We start from the raw sequence: 21,993 nt of genomic DNA on the forward strand, positions 1-21,993 counted from the left end.
GGCCTTAGAAATTTCTAAGGCTTTTCTGTTTTTATTAATTATTTAAGTTAGCTTTGATAAGCAATCAAGCCTATTAAGCCTTAATCTATGAAGCATAAATTACTTTTTCTATTCTTGTTTTCTTTTAGTTTAACCTATGCTCAAATTGATTTAGGTCCAGATATTGAAGCGTGTACAGGTAGCACAGTTGTGTTAGACGCTACAATTCCTGGTGAAAGTCCATTTTATACTTGGGTTCTAAATGACACTACTTTTTTACCAGAAAACGGACCTATTTTAAATGTAACTCAGGCCGGACGATACTATGTTGAAACCATAATAAATAATATAGCCTATACGGATGAAATTGTTGTTCATATAAACGATGAACCAGAAATTTGGCTTCAGGAAATGGAAATATGTGATGATGCTACTATCGATGGTTTTGCATCTTTTGATTTAAATAGTATTGCTGAACAAACAACCATAGATTTCATTAATAATACCGTTGCTTTTTATTTATCAGAGTCTGATGCATTGACAGATGTTAACCAAATTATTTCACCATATACAAATACAAATAATTACAATCAAACCATATATATAAGATTGCAAAATGCAAATGGTGGTTGTTTTAGCGTTAATCCATTTTACTTAAGTGTATTAGATAATTCAGTAATGGTCAATGATCCAGCGCCACTTGAAATATGTAGTCAAACTGATTTTGCTACATTTAATTTGTCTTCAAAAAATTCTGAAATTAATAACGAAGCGAATGTAAATGTTACCTATTTTTTATCTCAGACAGATGCTGATGCCAATACGAACCCATTACCTAATGTATATGATAATATTTCTAATCCTCAAACGGTTTATGTTAGGGTTCAAAATCAAGCATCGGCATGTTATAGAACCACTCAGTTAGAATTAATAGTTAATGATGGGATTTTGCCACAGGCTAATAGTGTAAATTCAATAGAATTGTGCGATAGTTCTGCTAATTTCGACCTCACTGCTTTTGAACCTACAATAATTGGTGGACAGAGCAATGTCACAATTTCTTTTTTTGAAACAAGTAATGATGCCGTAAACAATATAAACAGTATTACAAATCCATTTGCGTATACAGGCTTGACTATTGGACAAAATTCGGTTTATGCAAGAGTGGATAGTAATACGAGTAACTGTTATAATTATACAGAAATAATCATTACGGTAAATGAGTTACCCGAGGTTAATTCTACATCCTTATTTGGTTGTGCAAGTGATGGTAGTGGTATAGCTAGTTTTGATTTAGTATCGCAAATTTCACTAATTACCACTGAGCAAAATGTTGATGTGTCATTCTTCGAAACAGAGGCAGATGCACTTAACAATAGTAATACAATAGCTAATCCCAGTACTTATTTTAATACAGTAAATCCACAAATAATTTATGTGAGAGTAGAGGATTTTGTAACAGGTTGCATTAATACAACGACTTTAGAATTGAATGTTGAAGAAAGTGCTCAAATAACTTCACCAACACCATTGGAGGTTTGTGATGATGATAATGATGGGTTTTCAATTTTCGATTTAGAGTCTAAAAATGCTGAAATCCTCGGAAGTAATGACCCTTTAAATTATAACGTTCTTTATTTTGAAACATTATCTGACGCAGAAAATTCAAATAATCCGGTATTTTCACCTTATTCTAATATTGTAAGTAGTATTCAAACCATATACGTTAGAGTAGAAAGTAATAACTCTAGCGATTGTAATAGTATTACAACCTTAGATTTACTGGTAACACCAATTCCAGTACCAGCAAATCCAACACCTTTATTTGCATGTGATGAAAATAACGATGGGATAATAGAATTTGATTTAACTGCAAAAACTGATGAAATTATAAATGGTGAAACTGACATAGATATAACCTATCATATATCATTTGTAGATGCTGAAACGAATAATAATGCCATTGTTTCGCCTTATACAACTCCTGGAACTGTTTTTGCCAGAGCAACAAGTTTAGTCACTGGTTGCTATACTATTGTGGAATTAATGCTAAGCGTAGAAGCCTGCCCTCAAATTGTCAACTGTTCGGATGTGCCTTTTAATTTCGAATATTGTTATGATGTTAATGATAGTACGCAATATGTTTTTGAGAGCAGTGATGGAAGTCCCCTATCATTTCGATTTAATGCAGGACAAGTAGAATTTGATTATGATTATTTGGTTGTGCTTGATTCCGATGGAATGACAAATTTAAATTCAACAACACCCTATGGTAATAATGGTGATCTATCAGGATTAGTATTCAGTTCTACAGGAAACAGAATTTCTTTTTATGTGGATTCTGATGGGATTATTAGCTGTTCAACAGAAAATTATACACCAATAAATATAGACGTTTTTTGCACCAATGCGTATGGCATAATTACTGTTAATACTTTTGAGGACTTAAACGCTAATGGTACTTTTGATACTAATGAGCCTAATTTCTCTAATGGAATTCTCACTTATGAACTTAACAATAATGGAAACATAAGTTCAGTAAATTCATCAACAGGAAGCTTTAATATATTGAGTACACTTGATACAGATAGTTATGATATTACCTATGCTTTAAATAATGATTACACGGCCTGTTATACCGTAAGTTCATCGGCCATTAATGACGTTAGTGTTATGAATGGAAATTCAATAACCATAGATATTCCCGTTGTTAAAAATAATGATTGTGAAGATTTAGGAATTTATCTTATAAATCCAAATGTTGCACCAAGACCTGGCTTTTCTCATAACAATATCCTTACACTTGAAAATTTAGGGAATACAATTATTGCAAGTGGTACCATTGAATTTATTAGTGATAGTGAGTTTACTATTCTTAATACAACTAGTAGTAATCCTAGTTATGTCATCACTAATAATGCTACAGGCATTACGGTAGATTTTACAAACTTGTTGCCTGGTGATTCCGAAGAAATTGAGATAAGTTTAAATACTGCAGTTTCCGCTACTTTGGGAGCTACACTAACCAACGAGGCAAACTATACCACAAATACTAATGATTTAATTTCAGAAAATAATACGACTTTACTTTCAGAGGTAGTTATTGGTTCGTGGGATCCAAATGACAAAATGGAGGCTCATGGGCCACAAATCGTTTTCAACGACTTTATAGCATCAGATGAATATTTATATTATACCATACGTTTTCAGAATTTAGGTACTTCAGATGCTGTGAATATTAGAATTGAAGACGTTTTGAATAGTCAATTAGATGAAACTACATTTCAAATGTTGCGATCTAGTCACGATTTTGTGGTTACAAAAACGGATTCTGATTTAGAGTGGTTATTTCAAAACATTAATTTACCTGCTGAGCAAGATGACGAATTAGGTAGTCAAGGCTATGTGTACTTCAAAATAAAACCAAAATCTGGCTATGCTTTAAATGATATTATACCAAATTCTGCCACAATTTATTTCGATTTTAATGCTCCCGTTATTACTAATATTTTTGAAACGCAGTTTGTAGAAGCCTTATCAATTGCAGAATTTAATTTGTATAATTTTGAATTATATCCAATACCTGCAAGTAGATATGTTACTTTGAAATTAAACTCCAGTCGAAGTGGTAAACTAGGTTTTGATATTTTTGATATTCAAGGAAAATCTATTCTTACAGGTGCTTTTAATGAAACTAATACCTATCAAATAGATGTTTCTCAATTAGAAAGTGGAATGTATTTTGTTCAATTAAAATCAAAATTTGGTAATACAGTTAAAAAGTTAATTATAGAATAGTTTTAATATAACATCAAAAAAAGCATCTTAAACTAAGATGCTTTTTTTGGTTTATTTACCGATATTTGTGTTTCAACTAACTAACTAATATTAAGAATTACAATTATGGCAATGAATAAAAATACTGTACTAGCCTGGGCTACTGTGTTAATGCTTATTATGGGAGTAGTACTCATATTAATGGGTGCTTACAGATATGATGATGTAGCTGGTTGGGGTTTTGCCACCGTAGGATTTGGCTTTTTTGCAATCGCTTGGGTGTTTAATGCTTTAAAGGGACGCGTATAATTATGAGCGATGATAAGAAAATAATATTCTCAATGTCTGGTGTTACTAAGACCTTTCAGTCTGCCAATACACCAGTTTTAAAAAACATATATCTAAGTTTTTTCTATGGAGCTAAGATTGGTATACTAGGTCTTAATGGTTCTGGTAAATCGACCTTACTTAAAATTATTGCAGGTGTAGATAAGAACTATCAAGGTGATGTGGTCTTTTCTCAGGATTATTCTGTAGGTTATTTAGAACAAGAACCACAATTAGATGATGATAAAACAGTAATAGAAGTTGTTAAAGAGGGCGTTGCAGAAACTGTAGCTATTCTTGATGAATACAACAGTATCAATGATCAGTTTGGTTTGGAAGAAGTATATAGTAATCCGGATAAGATGGAGAAGCTAATGAACCGACAAGCCGAATTGCAAGATCAAATAGATGCTTCTAATGCTTGGGAGTTAGATACCAAATTAGAAATAGCAATGGATGCACTTCGTACACCGGAAGGTGACAAGAAAATTGGTGTGCTCTCAGGAGGAGAGCGTCGTCGTGTTGCGCTATGCCGTTTATTACTTAAAGAACCAGATGTGTTATTATTAGATGAGCCAACTAACCATTTAGATGCCGAATCGGTACATTGGTTAGAACATCATTTAGCTCAGTATAAAGGTACTGTAATTGCCGTAACACACGATAGATACTTTTTAGACAATGTTGCTGGTTGGATTTTAGAGCTTGATAGAGGTGAAGGTATTCCTTGGAAAGGCAATTATTCGTCTTGGTTAGATCAAAAGTCAAAACGATTGGCCCAAGAAAGTAAATCAGCGTCTAAGCGTCAAAAGACGCTAGAACGCGAGTTAGAATGGGTAAGACAAGGGGCTAAAGGTCGTCAGACAAAGCAAAAAGCACGTTTAAAGAATTACGACAAGCTAATGAGTCAAGATCAAAAACAACTTGATGAAAAGCTAGAAATCTATATTCCGAATGGCCCAAGATTAGGTACCAATGTTATTGAGGCAACTGGTGTTGCTAAAGCTTATGGTGATAAGTTGCTGTATGATGATTTAAATTTTAATTTACCACAAGCTGGGATTGTTGGTATTATTGGACCAAATGGTGCTGGTAAAACCACAATTTTTAGAATGATTATGGGTGAAGAAACACCAGATAAAGGTGAGTTTAAGGTAGGTGATACAGCTAAAATTGCCTACGTAGACCAGAAACACTCAAATATAGATCCTGAAAAAACTATTTGGCAAAACTTTAGTGATGAACAAGAGTTAGTTATGATGGGTGGGCGCCAGGTAAATTCTAGAGCATATTTAAGCCGATTTAATTTTTCTGGTAGTGAGCAAAATAAGAAGGTTAATTTGCTTTCTGGTGGTGAACGCAACCGTTTACACTTGGCTATGACTCTCAAAGAAGAAGGTAATGTATTACTTTTAGATGAGCCAACTAATGATTTAGATGTCAATACATTAAGAGCATTAGAAGAAGGTTTAGAGAACTTTGCAGGATGTGCTGTAGTGATTAGCCACGATAGATGGTTTCTAGACAGAATATGTACACATATTTTAGCATTCGAAGGAGATTCGCAAGTCTATTTCTTTGAAGGTGGATTTAGTGATTATGAAGAAAACAAAAAGAAACGATTAGGAGGTGATTTAATGCCAAAACGAATTAAGTATAAGAAATTAGTTAGATAATTTTTTAGAATTATATCGAATAAAAAAAGCCAGCATAATGCTGGCTTTTTTGTTATATTTTTAATTCTTCAGTTAACCTTTGATTTTTTATTTAGCTACTTAACTTTAAATAAGTTGAGACCGAGCAAAACTACAAGTAGTATAAAAACTATGTACAAAACGGCTATATTCCTCGATGCGTTATACATAAAGAGCTCTAATTATCTCCGTAAAGGTGACCTCCGGTAAAATCTTTATAAGATTCGTCTACATCTTTAAAAGCGTTAGTTTCCATAAGTTTTTTGTTTTGTGCTTTTAACTTGTACATTTTAACTACAGCTATTATTATAAATACTAAGAATATAGTTGCAACGGCTATTAAAATCATAGTAAGTTGTGTAGTAGTCACTATTAAAGCCTTTGAAAGTAGGTAGGTAATCATGGTTAATTAATGTTTAGATTTGGATTAAAACAAGGCTAAGATAGTTAAAAATGTGATTCATAAGTCATTAATTTTAAACGAATCCCATTTTTTAATTAACAATTTCACCGATTAACTGTTAATAAAGTTCGGCAAAGCGCACTAAAAATGGGCGAAATACCAATTCTGACAATTTATAAACAATTGAAATTTTAACATTTTAATCGTTGTACCAATCAAGTAATTTCACTTCAATTTCATTGTTTTTTTCTGATACTATGGATTTGAATTTACCAACATCACTAAATCCGTTTGTACCTCTGTAGTGATATGGATATACAATTTTTGGTTGAAATTCGAGAACTGCACTTGCGGCACTCTCTACAGTCATAGTATATGGTAAATTCATGCATACAAATGCCTTGTCTATATTCTTAAGGTTTCTCATTTCGGGAATGTCTTCCGTATCACCAGAAATATAAATTCGTTGACCTTCTATTGTAATGATGTAACCATTTCCACGGCCTTTTTCATGAAATTTCAATGCTTCTTCTCTAAGATTGTACATTGGTATTGCTTCAACGTTGAGGCCGTCAGTTTCATAATTACTGCCGTTATTAAGGGTTATGATCGTTCTTGAAAATGTAGATGGAATTTTATCTGTAACTGCTTTAGGGCCAATTAAAACGGCTTCACTTAAATCTAAATTTTCCAATGTTGTGTTGCTTAAATGATCTCCATGAATATCAGTAATTAGGACATGTGTTGGTTTGTTTTGTCCATCAAATGCTTCTTTACCACCTGTAGGATCTACATAAATAGTAGCGTTTTTAGTTTCAATGACTAAAGTACCATGCTTAATAGGTTTTATTACTACAGGATCAGAAACTATATTCTCTGCAATTGCTTTGTCTTGGTCCGTATCTGATTTTTCATTTTTACAACTTAAGGCAATAGAAATTAGAGCCAGTAAAAGGAATAGTTTTGTTATTTTCATTGGTTTTATTTTTTATAAAGATATTAAACAGTTATTGTGAGTCAACCAACTGTAACATTTTAATAACAATTACTACTTATTATTTACAGGATAAAATTTTTATTCTCTTATAAAATTACCGAAATTGCTTATCAATAAATTGTTCAACTAAATAACACAACATAATATGTCTGATGATTTTGATTTATTAGAAACAAATTCCAACGAGAAAACAGAAAAGGTCGATGTAAATTGGGGAAAAGCTATAGACCAGATGAAATCTAAATTAGCTCAAGAAGATGATCCAGAAAGTCGTCAAAAGATATTAAACGCCACATTAGACACTGTAGTAGATATGGCTGAAAAAGACAGATCTACCTTATTAGATGCCATAAAAGACCTCACGGACTATCAGGATGAAGTAGGTATTATGTTCGAAGGTTTTTCTGCATTAAATGCAGCCGAGCAAAAAGTGATTGATGATGCTGTAAAGAGATTAGAACGTGCCAAAGTAGAATTAGAGGATGCACAAAGTAAACCAGATACGTGGTGGAATAACCTTTGGGGTAGAAAATCTAAAATAAAAAAGGCAGAAGAAGAGCTTAAGAATGCACAGAAAGAAAGAGATGCCTCAGATAATAAGGCTAAGGCCATGTTTCAACAACGAATTGAGAATGCTGATGTACAGACTTTATTAAATGAACTTTCGTTTAAAAGCCAGGCTGCTATAAAAAGATTAAAAGATAGAGAATTAGAAATTAAAGAAGTTGAAGAAAGTCTTAAGACAGCAATTGTAGAGGCAAGTAATAATCATACAAAAGCTTTAGAGAAAAAGAAAGAAGTAGAAGCTAGACTTGAAGAACAATATGCATTGTTAAAACAAGCAAGACAAGCACTAGAAGAAGTTGCTGATAAACAATCTACAGAATATTCTGAGGCATTAGAAAAAGTTACTCAATTAGAGCAAAAGGTTGAAGAATTGGAAGGCTTAAAGAATGCTTATACAACTTTAGCCGCCTCAAAAGATAGTTTTGTTCATAAACATAACTTAACCATTAAAGTATTAACCTCGTTAAGAAGTAACCTTCAAACACACAGAGCAAAATTAAAAAGTGATACTGACGAGAGATTAAAATATTATGACGGTTATATTGTTGCATTAAAAGCAAGAACAGATCAAGAATTTGCCGCAATTTTGGAGCATCTAGGTGTTAAGACCGATGAGCATATCGGTGAGACACTCGCTGCAATGCATTCTGCTAGCGCTAGAGCGCGTCAAGAAATGATGGATAATATTCCAGTACACGAAAAAGTAATGCAAGGTGTTTATGGCAGTTATGCAGAAGCTTTAAAGGATATTAGAGCTAAAGATGAAGAAATTCAGAAAAACTTCGCAGACCGTTACGGAATTGATATGAAGGAGATTTTTGACGAATATTATAAGGCAGATCCTAATGCTACTGCCGATGGAGGAGAGCCTGAAGGTGATAATAAACCAGAAACTAGTGAGGACGACTTATTAGGGTAAAAAGCTAAGATTAGATGGATCTATTAAATTTCCCTTGATCTATCTTCATTTACAATAGCATACGTTAGATATGATCGTAACACCATTAGATTCCGCTGTATTAGATTCTAAAGAGCAGTATGTGTTCTATCATAAAATGATAGACTTCTCACTGAAGGAACTTATCGTTGCCGTACAACGAAAGCAGATAATTAATGAGCAGGAAATTCTGTTGTTCAAGCAATATTGCGACTTACTATTGTATTCAATAGAAGCAATGCGTGTAAAATACATGTATGATGATGAGGAGAATATGAAAGTTGATTTAACAGATTCTAGTTTTCCAAATTATTTAGAATTCCGCTATTTATTTAACGATTTAGAACTTAGAGAAGAATTCTTAGGACGACTTACCAATGTAGAAGATTTAAAAGACGAGTTTTTAGATACTTTAATGCGAAAAAAGGAGCCGATTTCTAAGCGGAAACTTTTTCAAGCGGCATCAATAGTATATTACTCATCAGCTAAAAAAGAATATATCTTCAATAGATTTGTACAAGGCAAGATATTAAATGCACCAAAAGATTCGTCAGCCGAGCATATGGTAAGCTGGAGTTTCTATGATGTTACACATAATAGGCCTTTTATCTGTTATATGTACTTTAATTATGACGGAAGAAATGTACAAGATTATAAAGAAGAAATTTATAAAGTATTAAAAATTTCTGCGGATAGGGAAATGGCTTTAGATACTATGGCGTATGCTATAGATAAACGTTTGCCGAAAGTATTTCCAAAAGTTGTAAAACGTATAGACTTAGGGCCTATTCACAATGTATTTGCAAAGGACGAAAATGATATAACACATGCTGTTTTAGGAGGTATATCCCGAAAGACAATTCCTTTAGAATCTTATGCTATTTCATTCAAAATTGATGAAATACGTTCAAAAAGTGAGTTTAAAGAAGGCGGTTTTTTTAGCAAACAAACTTTTCAAAAGTGGGAGAATATTTTTAGACAGCGCTATGTATTTGCACCACACAGAATCATACAATTATTGCATAACAAAACTCCGGAAATTATGAATAAACTTGCGCAAGCACCTATTCAGGTTTCAGATTTAAGAATAAAGTAAATGGAACATAATTCAACCTTTCCTATAAAACAAAATGAACTCGATATGCTTCGGGACGAAGCAACTTCCTATTTAAAATCTGTACAATGGGAGCAGAGTCAACGTGCCAAGAATAAAGATAATAGTGGTAAGGATGAATCTATTTTGCTTTATTTATCAAGGGCTAACAACGGCAGTAATGTAGCTGTATCTTCAGTTTCCAAAACAATTTTAGGTTTAAAAAAAAGGTTGCTGCCAGAGTCTGTAGCAATCCCTTTGCACTTAAATCAAACTTTATATGCGGTTCAAGAAGGAATAACCTTAGGTATATGGATAAAAGATAGTTATTACGATGCTTCAGGTTTATCTAGTTTAAATGAGAATAAATCTGCCTTAGATCGTTCAGGAAAAAGAGAATACGAGAGTAAAATGCATACAGCAACTGCATTTATGTTATTTGCTGCAGCATATAAAATTTTACACGATTTAAAACCTCATGCGTCAGACGATTTATCGGTAATGAAGCAAAAATTTGCTGGTATTCCAGAGGTTTCATTATTGTCACCAATCAAAGGTATATCATGTCAGCTGTTTTATTATGATAAATATTTAGGACACCCAGAAATTATCAAATCAGATAAGGATGTTATAGATTTTACCGTAGTTTATTTTGAAGCCTTAATTGATGAAATTCAATTGCGTCGAAGCACATTAGAGTATACAGAAACTATAGTAGATAGAGCATACAAACTTGAGAATTCTGAGTTTGCCATTGATGGATGGAATAACGTTTTTCAAGGCACGGCAAAAAGCGTAGAATTTAATAAAATTGAGTTTGAACAGATTGTTGGTAATAGAGATGCTAAGCACTTTGCTAGAAGATTAACAGAACGTATGTTGAGCTATGACTTCGAAGCTCAAAAAAATCCGTTTCAGGAACTCGGTGGATTTATGCCTGTTTTTATGGGATATGGAATACCAGGTACAGGTAAAAGTATGCTTATTGCTGCCATAGCAACACGATTAAAAGAACATTGTGATAATTTAGATATACCATTTTTATTTCATCCAATGCCAGATACTTTGATAAGTACATTTCAAGGTGGTTCTGCAGAAAAAATGGTAGAATGGATGAAGCCATTACAAGATCCTACACGGCTTATTTTTGCACCAATTGATGATGCCGAAAATAATTTACAAGAACGAACAGCACAAGGTGTTTCAGCAGGTGTAAAAGAAGTAATTGGTGTCTTTTTACGATATACTGAAGGTGCGTATGCTGTCAATTATGGAAATAGTTCCATTGGTCTCTTCACTAATCTACCTGAGATGTTAGATAAGGCTGTTATATCGCGAGTACAAGGTAGATTTAAAATAGATGGTGCGCGTACTGAGCACGACTTTTTAGATCAAGATTATTTATGGTGGAGAAAGCTTAAGAACACTATGCCAGAATTCATAAATATGGACAATCCAGAAGTATATCAATATTTGGCAGATCAAGGATTGGCAAAAAGCATGGGTGAAATATTAAAGGCTGTTGAGAAGCCGACAGAAGAGCGTGTTTTAGAAACATTTGAGAAAGTTGAAAAATTACATGAGGAAGACGACCATATGTTTTATGCTACATTATATAAAGAAATACAGAAGGTTTTTCCATTTTTCTCATCTAGGGACGTACGAAATATTCAATCAGCAATTTCATTACGTTTAACAGATTTTGACCTTGAAAAAGATTGGTTTGAAAACCCTGACAAATATTTCAAAAAAGATTATGAGACTAAATTTAATATGCTTCAAGAGTTGATGAAGGCCAATATGAAAGGATTAAACTTCTCAGATATTAGACGTCAAGAGGTTATCAGATATTTAGATAATGTTGCAACTATTGCTGATACAGACTTTAAACGGAAAGTTGATGCTAGAGTAAATCAATTAAATATCGAAACCGAGGCAAGAGAAAAATTCGGAAAATTAGATTGATTTAATGGATAATCTGAGAAACATAGAACATATTAATTTATCTGATGCCTGGGCAAAACTAGATAGGATAGATTATGACTTTCAGTTTAAAAATGGCAAATGGGAAAAATTATCTCGAGAAACATATAATAGAGGAGATGGTACAGCAATTTTACTCTACAATTCTGAGAAAGGTACTGTCATATTAACCAGACAGTTTAGGATGCCTATATACGAAAACAACAAGTTAGAAGGAATGTCAATTGAAGCATGCGCTGGTGCAATTGATAAATCAAAATCTCCGGAGGAGACCATAATATCTGAAGTTGAAGAAGAAGTAGGTTACAATATTTCATCTGCTAAACAGGTACTGACCGCGTATTCGTCACCAGGTGCAATGACAGAAAAGATGTATCTATTTGTTGCTGAGTTTGATGATAGTATGAAGATTAGTGAAGGTGGAGGATTAGAAACTGAAAATGAAGAAATAGAAGTATTAGAAATACCTTCTTCTAAAGTGATTAAAATGGTTGAAAATCAAGAAATTATTGATGCTAAGACCATTATGCTGATTCAATATGCTCAAATAAATAACTTATTGGGTTGAGATGAAGAAATTAAAAGAAGCAAATCTATATAGAAGTGAACTTATACCTGTGAGTGGTAAGTTAGTAGAGCGTTATAATAAATGCTTAAAAACCCTTGGTTTTACTGAAACAAAACTTAAATCATTCTCTATTGATGGTGTAGGGTGGAGCCCAGAAGTTGCAGAGGAAAAGAAGGATGTACAATATCTTAATCATGGTGATGCAAACCCACATGGAATAATTATATCTCCTTTGCAAAAAGGAAAACCAGTTTATTTACCCTTTCACTCTTTTGATAGGGAAATGATGCAGCATGTGTTTAGAACGCATGGAGACAAAATAAATGATATTACTAGGGATTCTGCTATTTGTATAGACTTCGACCAAGATATTGATGTTTTTTATGAGCCCTTAGATGTTTTAAAGTATGATGATGTGAGTATAACGTTTAGGTTAATTGATAATCTTGAGGAAAAACAAAAAGAACAATTAGCCTTGGTTGATAAATTTAAACATGATAATAATTTTATCGATGAGGATATACATCAACAACTTTTAGAATCTGCCAATGCTTATGGTGATTTGAGAGATAGAGATTTAACATTACATCCACTTCATTTTTCAACAGGTTCCTTTTTTACGAGGGCTTTTGATGGGATCTATCTTTTAAGGGATTTTATTAAACCTATTGTTGTTTTTGAAAGTAAAGAAATTTATAAAGAAGCAATTAAAGACACATTGCATGACGTATTAATATACCATATCTCGCAACCACAGCTTATAGATAAACTTAAGGACCATATCATTATTGATTGCAACCTTGAAGAAATGGTAAAAACGTCAAATTATGAAAGGATAAAGAAATTTGAATTATACCAATTCTTAGATAAAACTGAACATCCAATCAAAGACATTTTAAATAACAAGGTGTTGTTTAAGAGTTATCTTAATAAAATTGATATTAAGAAACGTAAGAAAGTGATGAGTGTTGAGCTATACCTGGAGAAGTTAGAGAGAAGCAATGCCTATAAAATTGAGGATATAGTAGATCAGTCGTTGTATTTTGCATTGCATCAGCCTCATTCTTCATTATCAGCAGAACATAGAGACTTAATACACAAACTTTTAATCAACATAGCTCCAAAGGATATATTGTTTTTATACTGGTATGATAAAGAGCAGTTTTATGAGAGTTATGAATCATGGGACGACTCATTTAGAGACTGGGTTATAGAACAGATTAGTAACAATATTTAAGTTTTTTAGACTAATTTTATAAGAACCACAAAACTAAAGCCATGGGACTAGAACTTGTAATTTTTATAGCAGCCATATTATTCGGAATATTTATTTATTGGAGAGAGTCCAACGGAAATGGTGCATACAGACTTTTAAACAAAATTGTGAATAGTAAAGAACTACAGATGAGTCCAGATAACCCAAAAGGGTTTGTCTTTAAGCAATCATTTTTACCACGTTTAATTTTCGTTGTTAGTTTAGTTTTAGTTGCTGCACTCGTTGTTGAGTTTTTAACTCCTCTAGCAGTTTTTAGTAGTTATAATGGCATTTCGGCATTTTCGTCGTTTGCAGTAGGAACATTATTAGGTACGTATGTTGCAAGTTTTGTAATTAAGACTTCAGAAATTGTCGAAGAAAAAAGTGATTCAATAGGAGATATTGTAGAAGAAGCAGTAGAAAAAGGAAAAGATTTCGTTGAAGATTTAAAAAATGACGATTCAGAAAAAATTGAAGAAACTCACACGGAACCAACTAATAGTGATACGACAGATAAAAAATCAGCTAGAGAACGTCTTAAGGATAAGGGCTTGATGTAGTTATACGACTCAAAACAAAAACGCTAAAAATACATATAGTTTATCATGATAAAATCATATTGGAGAAAAGGCCCTAAGCAGAAGCGAATTACAATTTTTTTGACGCTTCTATTGCTTATTTTATTGTTCTTTTTTAGGGATGATTATCAGCCTATGTTGCTATTCTTCAGAAGATATTTGTTTATCATTATTGTTAGTTTATTAGTATTGATCTTAGGTTTAAGAAAATTTAGAAAAACAGCTAATACTGGAGGTCGTTTAGGAATTTTAGGTATACTCATAATATTTTTTGGTCTACTTTATTTCCTGGGTTGGAATCAAGGCTTATATGATTACATGAAGACTTACAATGTCTTTAACCACCTTAATAAAGTAGAAATAAATGAGCTGCCTTTAACTCAAAACGAACGTATACAACCCCTTCGTAATATATTTTCAATGGCCAATGAAAGTGTTGGTGAGACAAAAGATGTTTCTCTTCCACATTTAGTACGTATTGGTACTGAAAACAAATGGACAATGGCGATACAGCCTAGTGAAAAGTATATAATGCAACGTATAAGTGATAATACTGAAGAAGTATTTGCAGTAAGCAGTACAACACCATTTCCGAGATTTTCTAATGAAAACAGAATTCCGGTTACATTTTCAATTGGAGAATCATTAAAATTTAGCAGAAACACATACAATGCAGTTGTACAGCGATTTAATCCTTGGATGCTTTTTAATTATGAGCCAAGTGATACGTTTTATATGAAAAACGATAATGGCGAATGGGTTCAAGTTGTGAGTCTAATTAAATGGAAAGGTTTCTTTTTCCCTTATCCGACCTTTGGTGGTGTTATGATAGTTGAAAATGGTGATCATAATTTTAACGATTATATAGAACGTATTTTAATTGGTAAAGGAACATTTGTGAGTCCAGATGAAATTAAGAATTATAAATTTCTCAATAAACAAAACACTTTAGCAGAAGAGGTTTCTCAATTACAGGCTGAGTCTTTAAAGTTTTTGGGCGGATTTAGTGATCCATTGCCATGGAATATGGAAACTGCTGTAAAGATTCCGTTAATGCCAAAAGACCAGAACCAACAACCTTATGTAACGGATTTTGATTTTGCTGGTTCTAATACTAATGCTTATAGTGGACTTTATCATTGGTTTGGTTTAGAACCTGTAGGTGATGAGCGCACTAGTCTAAGTTATAGTGTCTTTGTACCTGCAGATGGCACAGATAAACTATATTACTACGATCATGCTAGTAAAAAGCAAGGTTACGCAGGAGTTTCAGCAATGCCATTGAAGGTAAAAGAATCTAGGAAAGAGTATGATTGGAATGCAAGCACTCCGGTAGAGTTTAGACCATATGTGAAGGATATTGCAGGAAGAAAACGAATGTTTTTCTTGGGAACTATATCCTCTATTAGTGAGAGAAATGCACAACAGTTTGATGGTTCTGCAACACCAGATTTGGTATTAATAGATAGTGAATATAGAGATGTAATTTGGATAGATGTAAAACATCCAAGTACGTGGGATGTAACGGTCTACAATCAATTGAATGAAGCATGGCGTGCTAGTGAAGGGATTGGTTATTATTTTAATGAACAACCAAAAGATGAGGATTTAATGGAACAAGCCTTAGATTCTTTACAAATTATACCTGAAGCTGAGGGCACGGCAGAACAAATAGATGCATTACAGCGTAAAATAGATTCATTGAAAGCTATTGGGAATTAATTATTAAATTTCAATAACATCTTTATGTCTGCACGTTCATAAGGATTGTCTTTTTCTAATTCTAACTCTTTAAAGCCATATTTTCTATATAAATAAATAGCATTCTCTAACTTAGTATTAGAGTATAATAGCAGTCCAAAAAGCTTTTCTTTCATTGCAAAATCAATGCAGTGTTGTAAAAGTTTTTGTCCAATTTTTTTACCGCGTTCTTTTGGTAATACCGCCATTTTAGTGAGTTCTAAAACGCCTTCAGAATCAGTAGGCATAAGCGCAACAGTGCCAACAATTGAATTTTCGATTTTCGCGAAGAAAATGTAACCACCTTTATTGATGATATATGTTTCAGGTTTACTTAAAACTTCTTCATCAATTGGCTCAACATAAAAATAAGTTTTAAGCCATTCGATATTTAAATCATAGAAGTTCTGTGAATAAGCTTTGTTAAAATCAATTAATTCAACTTCCATGTGCTCTTATAAAATCTGTTATGAAATATGATATAGCTTTACCAACCTTTGTTTTAGATTTTTTTGTTGGTGATGCCTCACAAATGTGTAAGAATTTTGCATTATTATGCTGACCAAAATAATGTACAAATTGCCTCGTTTGCTTCATACTAAAGCCACTTGGTGTCATAGCACTACTAGGCATATTTTCAATGGCATCACAGTCTATTTCAATGCCAAAAGCATCTTTTGAGATATATTCTAAGGCATATTTAAGCTGATCATTGAAATCTAATTCATTTCTCACTTCTATGGATTCATATGTATTGAACTTTACATCTTTTAACTTTTTAATAGTCTTAAGTATTTTTGAAGATGTGTAATTTTCATGAAGCCCAAAAATGAAATAACGTTTTAAAAAACCTTCGGCAAAAGCATAGCTAAATCCATTACCACTATGTCTACCTTCCTCAGGCCTAAAATCTGTATGAGCATCGAGATTAATGACATTAATCTTATTGTTTAATGCTAAAGACGTACCTTTTATATTGCCATAAGAATTGTTGTGCCCTCCACCTATAATTATTGGGGTTTTACCAGTTCTTATTATACATGAAACCAAATAATTGACATCCTTATCTATATTTTCAACTTCTAATCTTAGTTTAGATATAGATTTTCTCTTGTTAAGGTCAACTTGAGTTAGTTCATTTTGTTTTTTTTGGTAATTTAAATGTCCAAGAATTGCAACTCTATTTGCATTTGTATAAATATTACTTTGCGTATTTAAAATGCTATTAAGCGTAGCCTCCCAAGCTTTTCTGGTGCCCGGTTCACCGTAATTGGCTTGTACACCAATATCATCTCTGATTCCAAAAATAACATAGTCGACATCTAAATTTGCAATGTCTTCGTATATGTTACTGAGGTTAGGTAATAACTTCACATGTTCACCAAATTTTGATTCGCCTTTGCGAGGGTTTACGAGTAGATCTCGATCTTTCTTAGAGAGTAAAACAAGATTTTTCATATGGTGAATAAAATAAAGATTAAATGTACATTTTTATTTTATCTTTAAATCAAAATAAAAAGGGGATTAACAATAACTTAAAAACACAATTTATGGAAGGTTCACAAAAATCAGGTATAGGTCTTAAAGTAGGATTAGGAATACTATTGGTTTTATTTTTAGGAACAGCGTTTTATGCTTCAAAGCTTTATAGTGATAAGCAAGAAACGGAAAAAGTTCTAATCAGTGAGAAGCAACAAGTAATGAAAGACTTAAGCAATATGGCTAAAGATTATGATGCTGCAATTGCTGAGGGTGAAAGAACAAATCAAGATTTAGTTGATGCAAGAGAACGTATTCAAAACTTAATGGATTCATTGAAAGTATCCCAAAATAGCGTTAATAGCTTGTGGAGATATAGAAAGAAGTATTTAGCGCTTCAAGAGGAAATGGAAATTCTATTGGAAGAAAACGATCGTTTAAAAGTAGAGAACGAACTATTGGCCGTTTCATTAGATAGTACACAAGTACAGTTGAAAGAGCGTACTATGTTTACAGATTCACTTTTAGTACAAAATACAGAATTGGCCAATGTTGTGGAGGATGCAGCTGCCTTACAAACAGTTGGTCTTAAAGGATTGGGAGTTATTGAAAGACGGAGTGGTAAACAAATACCAACAGAACGTGCAAGACGTAGCGATAAAATTAAAATATGCTTTACCGTTGCTAAAAACACATTAACAGAAGGTGGTGACAAAGAATTATATGTACAGGTTATTGATCCTAAAAACAATGTATTAGGCGCTAATGGACAGGTACAGTTTGATGATCAAGTATTAAACTATAGTCTTATTAGCCGTTTCAATTACGAAAACCGTAACCTTGATATCTGTGAATATATAGGAGCTATAGATGATTCAAAGTTTGAAGAGGGTACGTATAGAGTAAACGTATTTAATGATAAAGAGTTGATTTCTGCTTCAGAATTTATTCTTAAGTAGTTATATCAGATCTTAGTTGGTTGATTAATAGCAAAAAATCCAGAAGTAATTCTTCTGGATTTTTTTATTTATAGTAATTGGCCATTAATTATAATTCTATCTACAGGATTATGAGCAAATGCATAAGGAATTTCCCTATAGTGGTTCATTGGTTTGGTAATAATAAAATTGGCCTTTTTACCTCTTGTAACACTACCATACATATTGCTCACACCCATTGCATATGCACCATTAATCGTAGCAGCATTGATGGCTTCTTCAGGTGTTAGTTTAAGTTTTGCGCAAGCTGCACCAACAATAAAATTCATATTTCCGCTTGGTGCAGAACCAGGATTATAGTCAGTTGCAATAGAAAGAGGTAATCCCGCATCAATTAATTGCCGTGCTGGAGTATACGGTATTCCCAAAAAGAAGGAACAACCAGGTAATGCAACAGGCATGGTATCGCTATCTTTTAATGCACTAATATCATCTTGATTTAGTAATTCTAAATGATCTACAGATAATGCATTATGTTTTACTCCTAAAGCAACGCCACCAAGTATTTTAAACTGGTTGACATGTATTTTAGGTCTAAAATTATGAGCTTTACCAGCTTTTAAGATAGTTTCTAAATCATCAATATCAAAATAACCTTCTTCACAAAAAACATCAATGAAATGGGATATGTTAAGATTTCCTGCTTTGGGAATTAATTCATCTGTAATCAGTTTTACATATTCATCTTTGTTCTTTCTGTATTCTTCTGGTATTGCATGAGCCGCTAGTAGAGTAGGTGCTATAAAAGCCAAACTATCTTGCTTAATACGTTTAATAACTTTTAGCATTTTTAATTCAGCATCTACCGTAAGTCCATATCCTGTTTTAATTTCAACAGCACCAGTGCCCATTTTTATAATTTCATCTAATCTTTTTACAGCTTGATTATAAAGATCTTCTTCAGAAGTTTGTTGTAAAACTTTCGCAGAATGTAAAATACCGCCTCCACGACTAGCAATTTCTGCATAGCTCAAACCATTAATTCTATCTACAAACTCACTAGTTCTATCACCAGCATAAACTAGGTGCGAGTGCGAGTCACACCATGATGGTAGAACAATTTTCCCAGTAGCATCTATAGTAGTTTCTGCATCAATTGGATGATATTCATCCATCTTGCCATATTCAATAATAGTATCGTGTTCTATGTATAAATACGCATTTTCCAGAACAGAAAGATGCTTCATGTTTTCGCCTTTTACTATGGTGACATTATGTTTATGGACCTGAAGTAGTTGTTTTATGTTAGTTATTAGTATTGACATTATGATGGATGGTTTAATGTAAAGATTATCATTTTTTTTCAATAAAAAAAACGCCAATCTGATGAAGAATGGCGTTTGAAATATTTAAGCTTTATTTTTATTTTAAGCTTCCCACCATTTCTTCTGGTTTAACCCATTCATCATAGTCTTCTTCAGAAACATAGCCAAGGTTTATTGCTTCTTCTTTTAAGGTTGTTCCATTTTTATGGGCAGTATTAGCAATTTCTGCAGCCTTGTAATACCCAATTTTAGTATTTAAAGCCGTAACAAGCATTAAAGAATTATTTAAAAGTTCCTTGATTACAGCATGATTTGGCTCTATGCCACTAGCACAATTAACATCAAAACTTACACAGGCATCTCCTATAAGTTGAGATGATTGTAAAATATTTGCTGCCATCATTGGCTTAAAAACGTTTAGTTCATAATGTCCTTGTGTACCACCAACACTCACGGCAACGTCATTTCCTATCACTTGAGCACAAACCATGGTTAGTGCTTCACATTGTGTTGGATTAACTTTACCAGGCATAATCGAACTGCCAGGCTCATTGGCAGGAATAATAATTTCCCCTATACCAGAACGAGGGCCTGAGGCCATCATTCGGATATCATTAGCAATTTTATTTAATGACACCGCAATTTGTTTAAGTGCGCCATGAGTCTCAACAATAGCATCGTGTGCAGCTAATGCTTCAAATTTATTTTCAGCAGTAATAAAAGGTAGTCCTGTAAATTCAGAAATGTACTTTGCTACAAGTACATCATAGCCTTGAGGTGTGTTCAATCCTGTACCAACAGCAGTTCCGCCTAGTGCTAATTCGCTTAAATGCGATAACGTATTTTCCAAAGCCTTTAATCCGTGATCTAGTTGTGAAACATAACCTGAAAATTCTTGACCTAAAGTTAAAGGAGTTGCATCCATTAAATGGGTACGTCCAATTTTTACAACATTCTTAAATTCAATTGATTTATTATGTAATGTATTTCGCAATTGAATAATACCTGGAATTGTAGTCTCAACTACTTTTTTATAGGCCGCTATGTGCATACCAGTAGGGAAGGTATCGTTAGAGGATTGTGATTTATTGACATCATCATTTGGCTGAATCGTTTTTTCTCCTTCACCAATTACCTTTCCAGCTATTTGATGTGCTCTGTTAGCAATGACTTCATTTACATTCATATTACTTTGAGTACCAGAACCAGTTTGCCATATCACCAACGGAAATTGATCGTTATGCTTATTGTCTAATATTTCATCACAAACCTGTGCGATTAAATCACGTTTTTCTTTAGAAAGTACATTGAGTTCACAATTTGCATATGCTGCCGCTTTTTTAAGATATGCAAAGCCATGTATTACCTCTAAAGGCATTGAAGCCGGAGCACCAATTTTAAAGTTATTACGAGAGCGTTCTGTTTGGGCACCCCAAATTTTATCGGCAGGTACTTTTACCTCGCCCATAGTATCTTTTTCTATTCTATAATTCATGATGTGGTTAATTTTAAAAAGCACTGCAAAATTACAGATTTAGAATGTCTTAAATACTGAAGAATATCATTTTATTTATGAACTTTTAAATTTTAAGTATCAATTGTTATCTAACAAAATACAATGAGTCAGGTTGTGTATGAGTTCAACTATTTAAGGAAGAGTTTTTAACTTTTAATTTATAATTTTTCCATCTACCATTGTCAATTTTCGATCAGCCATATTTGCTAATTCTTGATTGTGAGTTACAATGACAAAGGTTTGTTTAAATTTATCTCTAAGCTTAAAAAAAAGTTGATGAAGTTGTTCTGCGGATTCACTATCTAAATTACCTGAAGGTTCATCTGCAAAAATAATATTTGGCTGATTAATTAACGCCCTAGCCACAGCTACACGCTGTTGTTCACCACCGGACATACTATTTGGCTTATGACTAATTCGTTCGTTTAAGCCCAAATAATCTAATAGTTCTTTCGCCTGTTTTTCAGCCTCAGCTTTAGGTGTATTATTAATAAAGGCCGGAATGCACACATTTTCTAATGCCGTAAACTCAGGTAATAATTGATGGAATTGAAAAATAAACCCTATGTGTTTATTTCTAAACCTTGCCAGTGCTTTATCATTTAATTCCTTTATAGATTTACCATTTATTATTAATTCTGTTTCTGAATTATAATCTGGTTTATCAAGAGTACCTAAAATTTGTAAAAGTGTAGTTTTACCAGCTCCGGAGGCTCCTACAATGGATATAATTTCACTTTCATCAATAATTAAATCTACACCTTTTAAAACCTGTAAGTCGTTAAAGGCTTTTTTAATATTTTTGGCTGAAATTACTGTTTTACTCATGCAAACGTG

The 21,993-nt window shown here is 32.9% G+C and carries 18 protein-coding genes; 11 read left to right on the top strand and 7 right to left on the bottom strand.

The window, feature by feature from the left end; translation table 11 throughout:
- The first annotated feature begins 87 nt into the window (after positions 1–87).
- The 3 genes from ACFWV9_RS09635 (at position 88) to ettA (ending at position 5,759) form a co-directional block, all read left to right on the top strand.
- On the top strand, positions 88–3,777 hold the full coding sequence (locus tag ACFWV9_RS09635; RefSeq protein ID WP_411894999.1) for a T9SS type A sorting domain-containing protein: 3,690 nt from the start codon (positions 88–90) through the stop codon (positions 3,775–3,777).
- Positions 3,778–3,882: 105 nt separating this feature from the next.
- Positions 3,883–4,065, top strand: coding sequence for a CAL67264 family membrane protein (locus ACFWV9_RS09640; RefSeq protein WP_411895000.1), 183 nt, complete (start codon positions 3,883–3,885; stop codon positions 4,063–4,065).
- A 2-nt stretch (positions 4,066–4,067) separates the two neighbouring features.
- Positions 4,068–5,759 carry an energy-dependent translational throttle protein EttA gene (gene ettA, locus ACFWV9_RS09645; RefSeq protein WP_411895001.1) on the top strand — a complete coding sequence of 564 codons (1,692 nt, stop codon included), beginning with the start codon at positions 4,068–4,070 and terminating at the stop codon, positions 5,757–5,759.
- Between the two features lie 196 nt (positions 5,760–5,955).
- On the opposite strand, the gene ACFWV9_RS09650 is transcribed toward ettA, so the two are convergent.
- Positions 5,956–6,180 carry a hypothetical protein gene (locus tag ACFWV9_RS09650; RefSeq protein ID WP_411895002.1) on the bottom strand — a complete coding sequence of 75 codons (225 nt, stop codon included), beginning with the start codon at positions 6,178–6,180 and terminating at the stop codon, positions 5,956–5,958.
- A 199-nt stretch (positions 6,181–6,379) separates the two neighbouring features.
- Complete coding sequence (locus tag ACFWV9_RS09655) at positions 6,380–7,156, bottom strand: MBL fold metallo-hydrolase (RefSeq protein ID WP_411895003.1); 777 nt, start codon at positions 7,154–7,156, stop codon at positions 6,380–6,382.
- A gap of 166 nt (positions 7,157–7,322) precedes the next feature.
- On the opposite strand from ACFWV9_RS09655, the gene ACFWV9_RS09660 reads away from it, so the two are divergent.
- From ACFWV9_RS09660 to ACFWV9_RS09690, 7 genes are all read left to right on the top strand, one after another.
- Positions 7,323–8,663: a microtubule-binding protein gene (locus ACFWV9_RS09660; RefSeq protein ID WP_411895004.1), complete on the top strand. Its 1,341-nt coding sequence runs from the start codon at positions 7,323–7,325 to the stop codon at positions 8,661–8,663.
- 70 nt (positions 8,664–8,733) lie between these two features.
- A complete protein-coding gene (locus ACFWV9_RS09665; RefSeq protein WP_411895005.1) occupies positions 8,734–9,777 on the top strand; it encodes a hypothetical protein in 1,044 nt (347 codons plus the stop codon).
- Entirely contained in the window at positions 9,778–11,739 is a 1,962-nt protein-coding gene (locus ACFWV9_RS09670) for an AAA family ATPase (protein WP_411895006.1), read from the top strand. It begins immediately after the preceding gene.
- 4 nt (positions 11,740–11,743) lie between these two features.
- Positions 11,744–12,325: an NUDIX domain-containing protein gene (locus tag ACFWV9_RS09675; RefSeq protein WP_411895007.1), complete on the top strand. Its 582-nt coding sequence runs from the start codon at positions 11,744–11,746 to the stop codon at positions 12,323–12,325.
- A 1-nt stretch (position 12,326) separates the two neighbouring features.
- Positions 12,327–13,562, top strand: coding sequence for a DUF6638 family protein (locus tag ACFWV9_RS09680; RefSeq protein ID WP_411895008.1), 1,236 nt, complete (start codon positions 12,327–12,329; stop codon positions 13,560–13,562).
- A gap of 41 nt (positions 13,563–13,603) precedes the next feature.
- The gene (locus ACFWV9_RS09685; RefSeq protein ID WP_411895009.1) at positions 13,604–14,140 is read left to right on the top strand and encodes a hypothetical protein; all 537 of its coding nucleotides are present in this window, start codon (positions 13,604–13,606) and stop codon (positions 14,138–14,140) included.
- Between the two features lie 45 nt (positions 14,141–14,185).
- A complete protein-coding gene (locus ACFWV9_RS09690) occupies positions 14,186–15,880 on the top strand; it encodes a hypothetical protein (protein ID WP_411895010.1) in 1,695 nt (564 codons plus the stop codon).
- On the opposite strand, the gene ACFWV9_RS09695 is transcribed toward ACFWV9_RS09690, so the two are convergent.
- Positions 15,877–16,347, bottom strand: a complete 471-nt coding sequence (locus ACFWV9_RS09695; RefSeq protein WP_411895011.1) for a GNAT family N-acetyltransferase — start codon at positions 16,345–16,347, stop codon at positions 15,877–15,879. The genes ACFWV9_RS09690 and ACFWV9_RS09695 overlap by 4 nt on opposite strands.
- A complete protein-coding gene (locus tag ACFWV9_RS09700) occupies positions 16,337–17,356 on the bottom strand; it encodes a formimidoylglutamase (RefSeq protein ID WP_411895012.1) in 1,020 nt (339 codons plus the stop codon). Before ACFWV9_RS09700 ends, ACFWV9_RS09695 begins: the two co-directional genes overlap by 11 nt.
- Positions 17,357–17,448: 92 nt before the next feature.
- Between ACFWV9_RS09700 and ACFWV9_RS09705 the strand changes: the two genes are divergently transcribed.
- Entirely contained in the window at positions 17,449–18,336 is an 888-nt protein-coding gene (locus ACFWV9_RS09705; RefSeq protein WP_411895013.1) for a chromosome partitioning protein ParA, read from the top strand.
- Positions 18,337–18,404: 68 nt separating this feature from the next.
- On the opposite strand, the gene hutI is transcribed toward ACFWV9_RS09705, so the two are convergent.
- The 3 genes from hutI to ACFWV9_RS09720 all read right to left on the bottom strand — a co-directional run bounded on the left by hutI (position 18,405) and on the right by ACFWV9_RS09720 (position 21,984).
- Positions 18,405–19,640, bottom strand: coding sequence for an imidazolonepropionase (gene hutI, locus ACFWV9_RS09710; RefSeq protein WP_411895014.1), 1,236 nt, complete (start codon positions 19,638–19,640; stop codon positions 18,405–18,407).
- 97 nt (positions 19,641–19,737) lie between these two features.
- Entirely contained in the window at positions 19,738–21,135 is a 1,398-nt protein-coding gene (gene fumC, locus ACFWV9_RS09715) for a class II fumarate hydratase (RefSeq protein ID WP_411895015.1), read from the bottom strand.
- Between the two features lie 174 nt (positions 21,136–21,309).
- Positions 21,310–21,984, bottom strand: coding sequence for an ABC transporter ATP-binding protein (locus ACFWV9_RS09720; RefSeq protein WP_411895016.1), 675 nt, complete (start codon positions 21,982–21,984; stop codon positions 21,310–21,312).
- Positions 21,985–21,993 lie beyond the last annotated feature (9 nt).

The sequence above is a fragment of the Winogradskyella sp. A2 genome, from assembly GCF_046762865.1.
In the GTDB taxonomy this organism is placed as follows: Bacteria; Bacteroidota; Bacteroidia; order Flavobacteriales; family Flavobacteriaceae; genus Winogradskyella.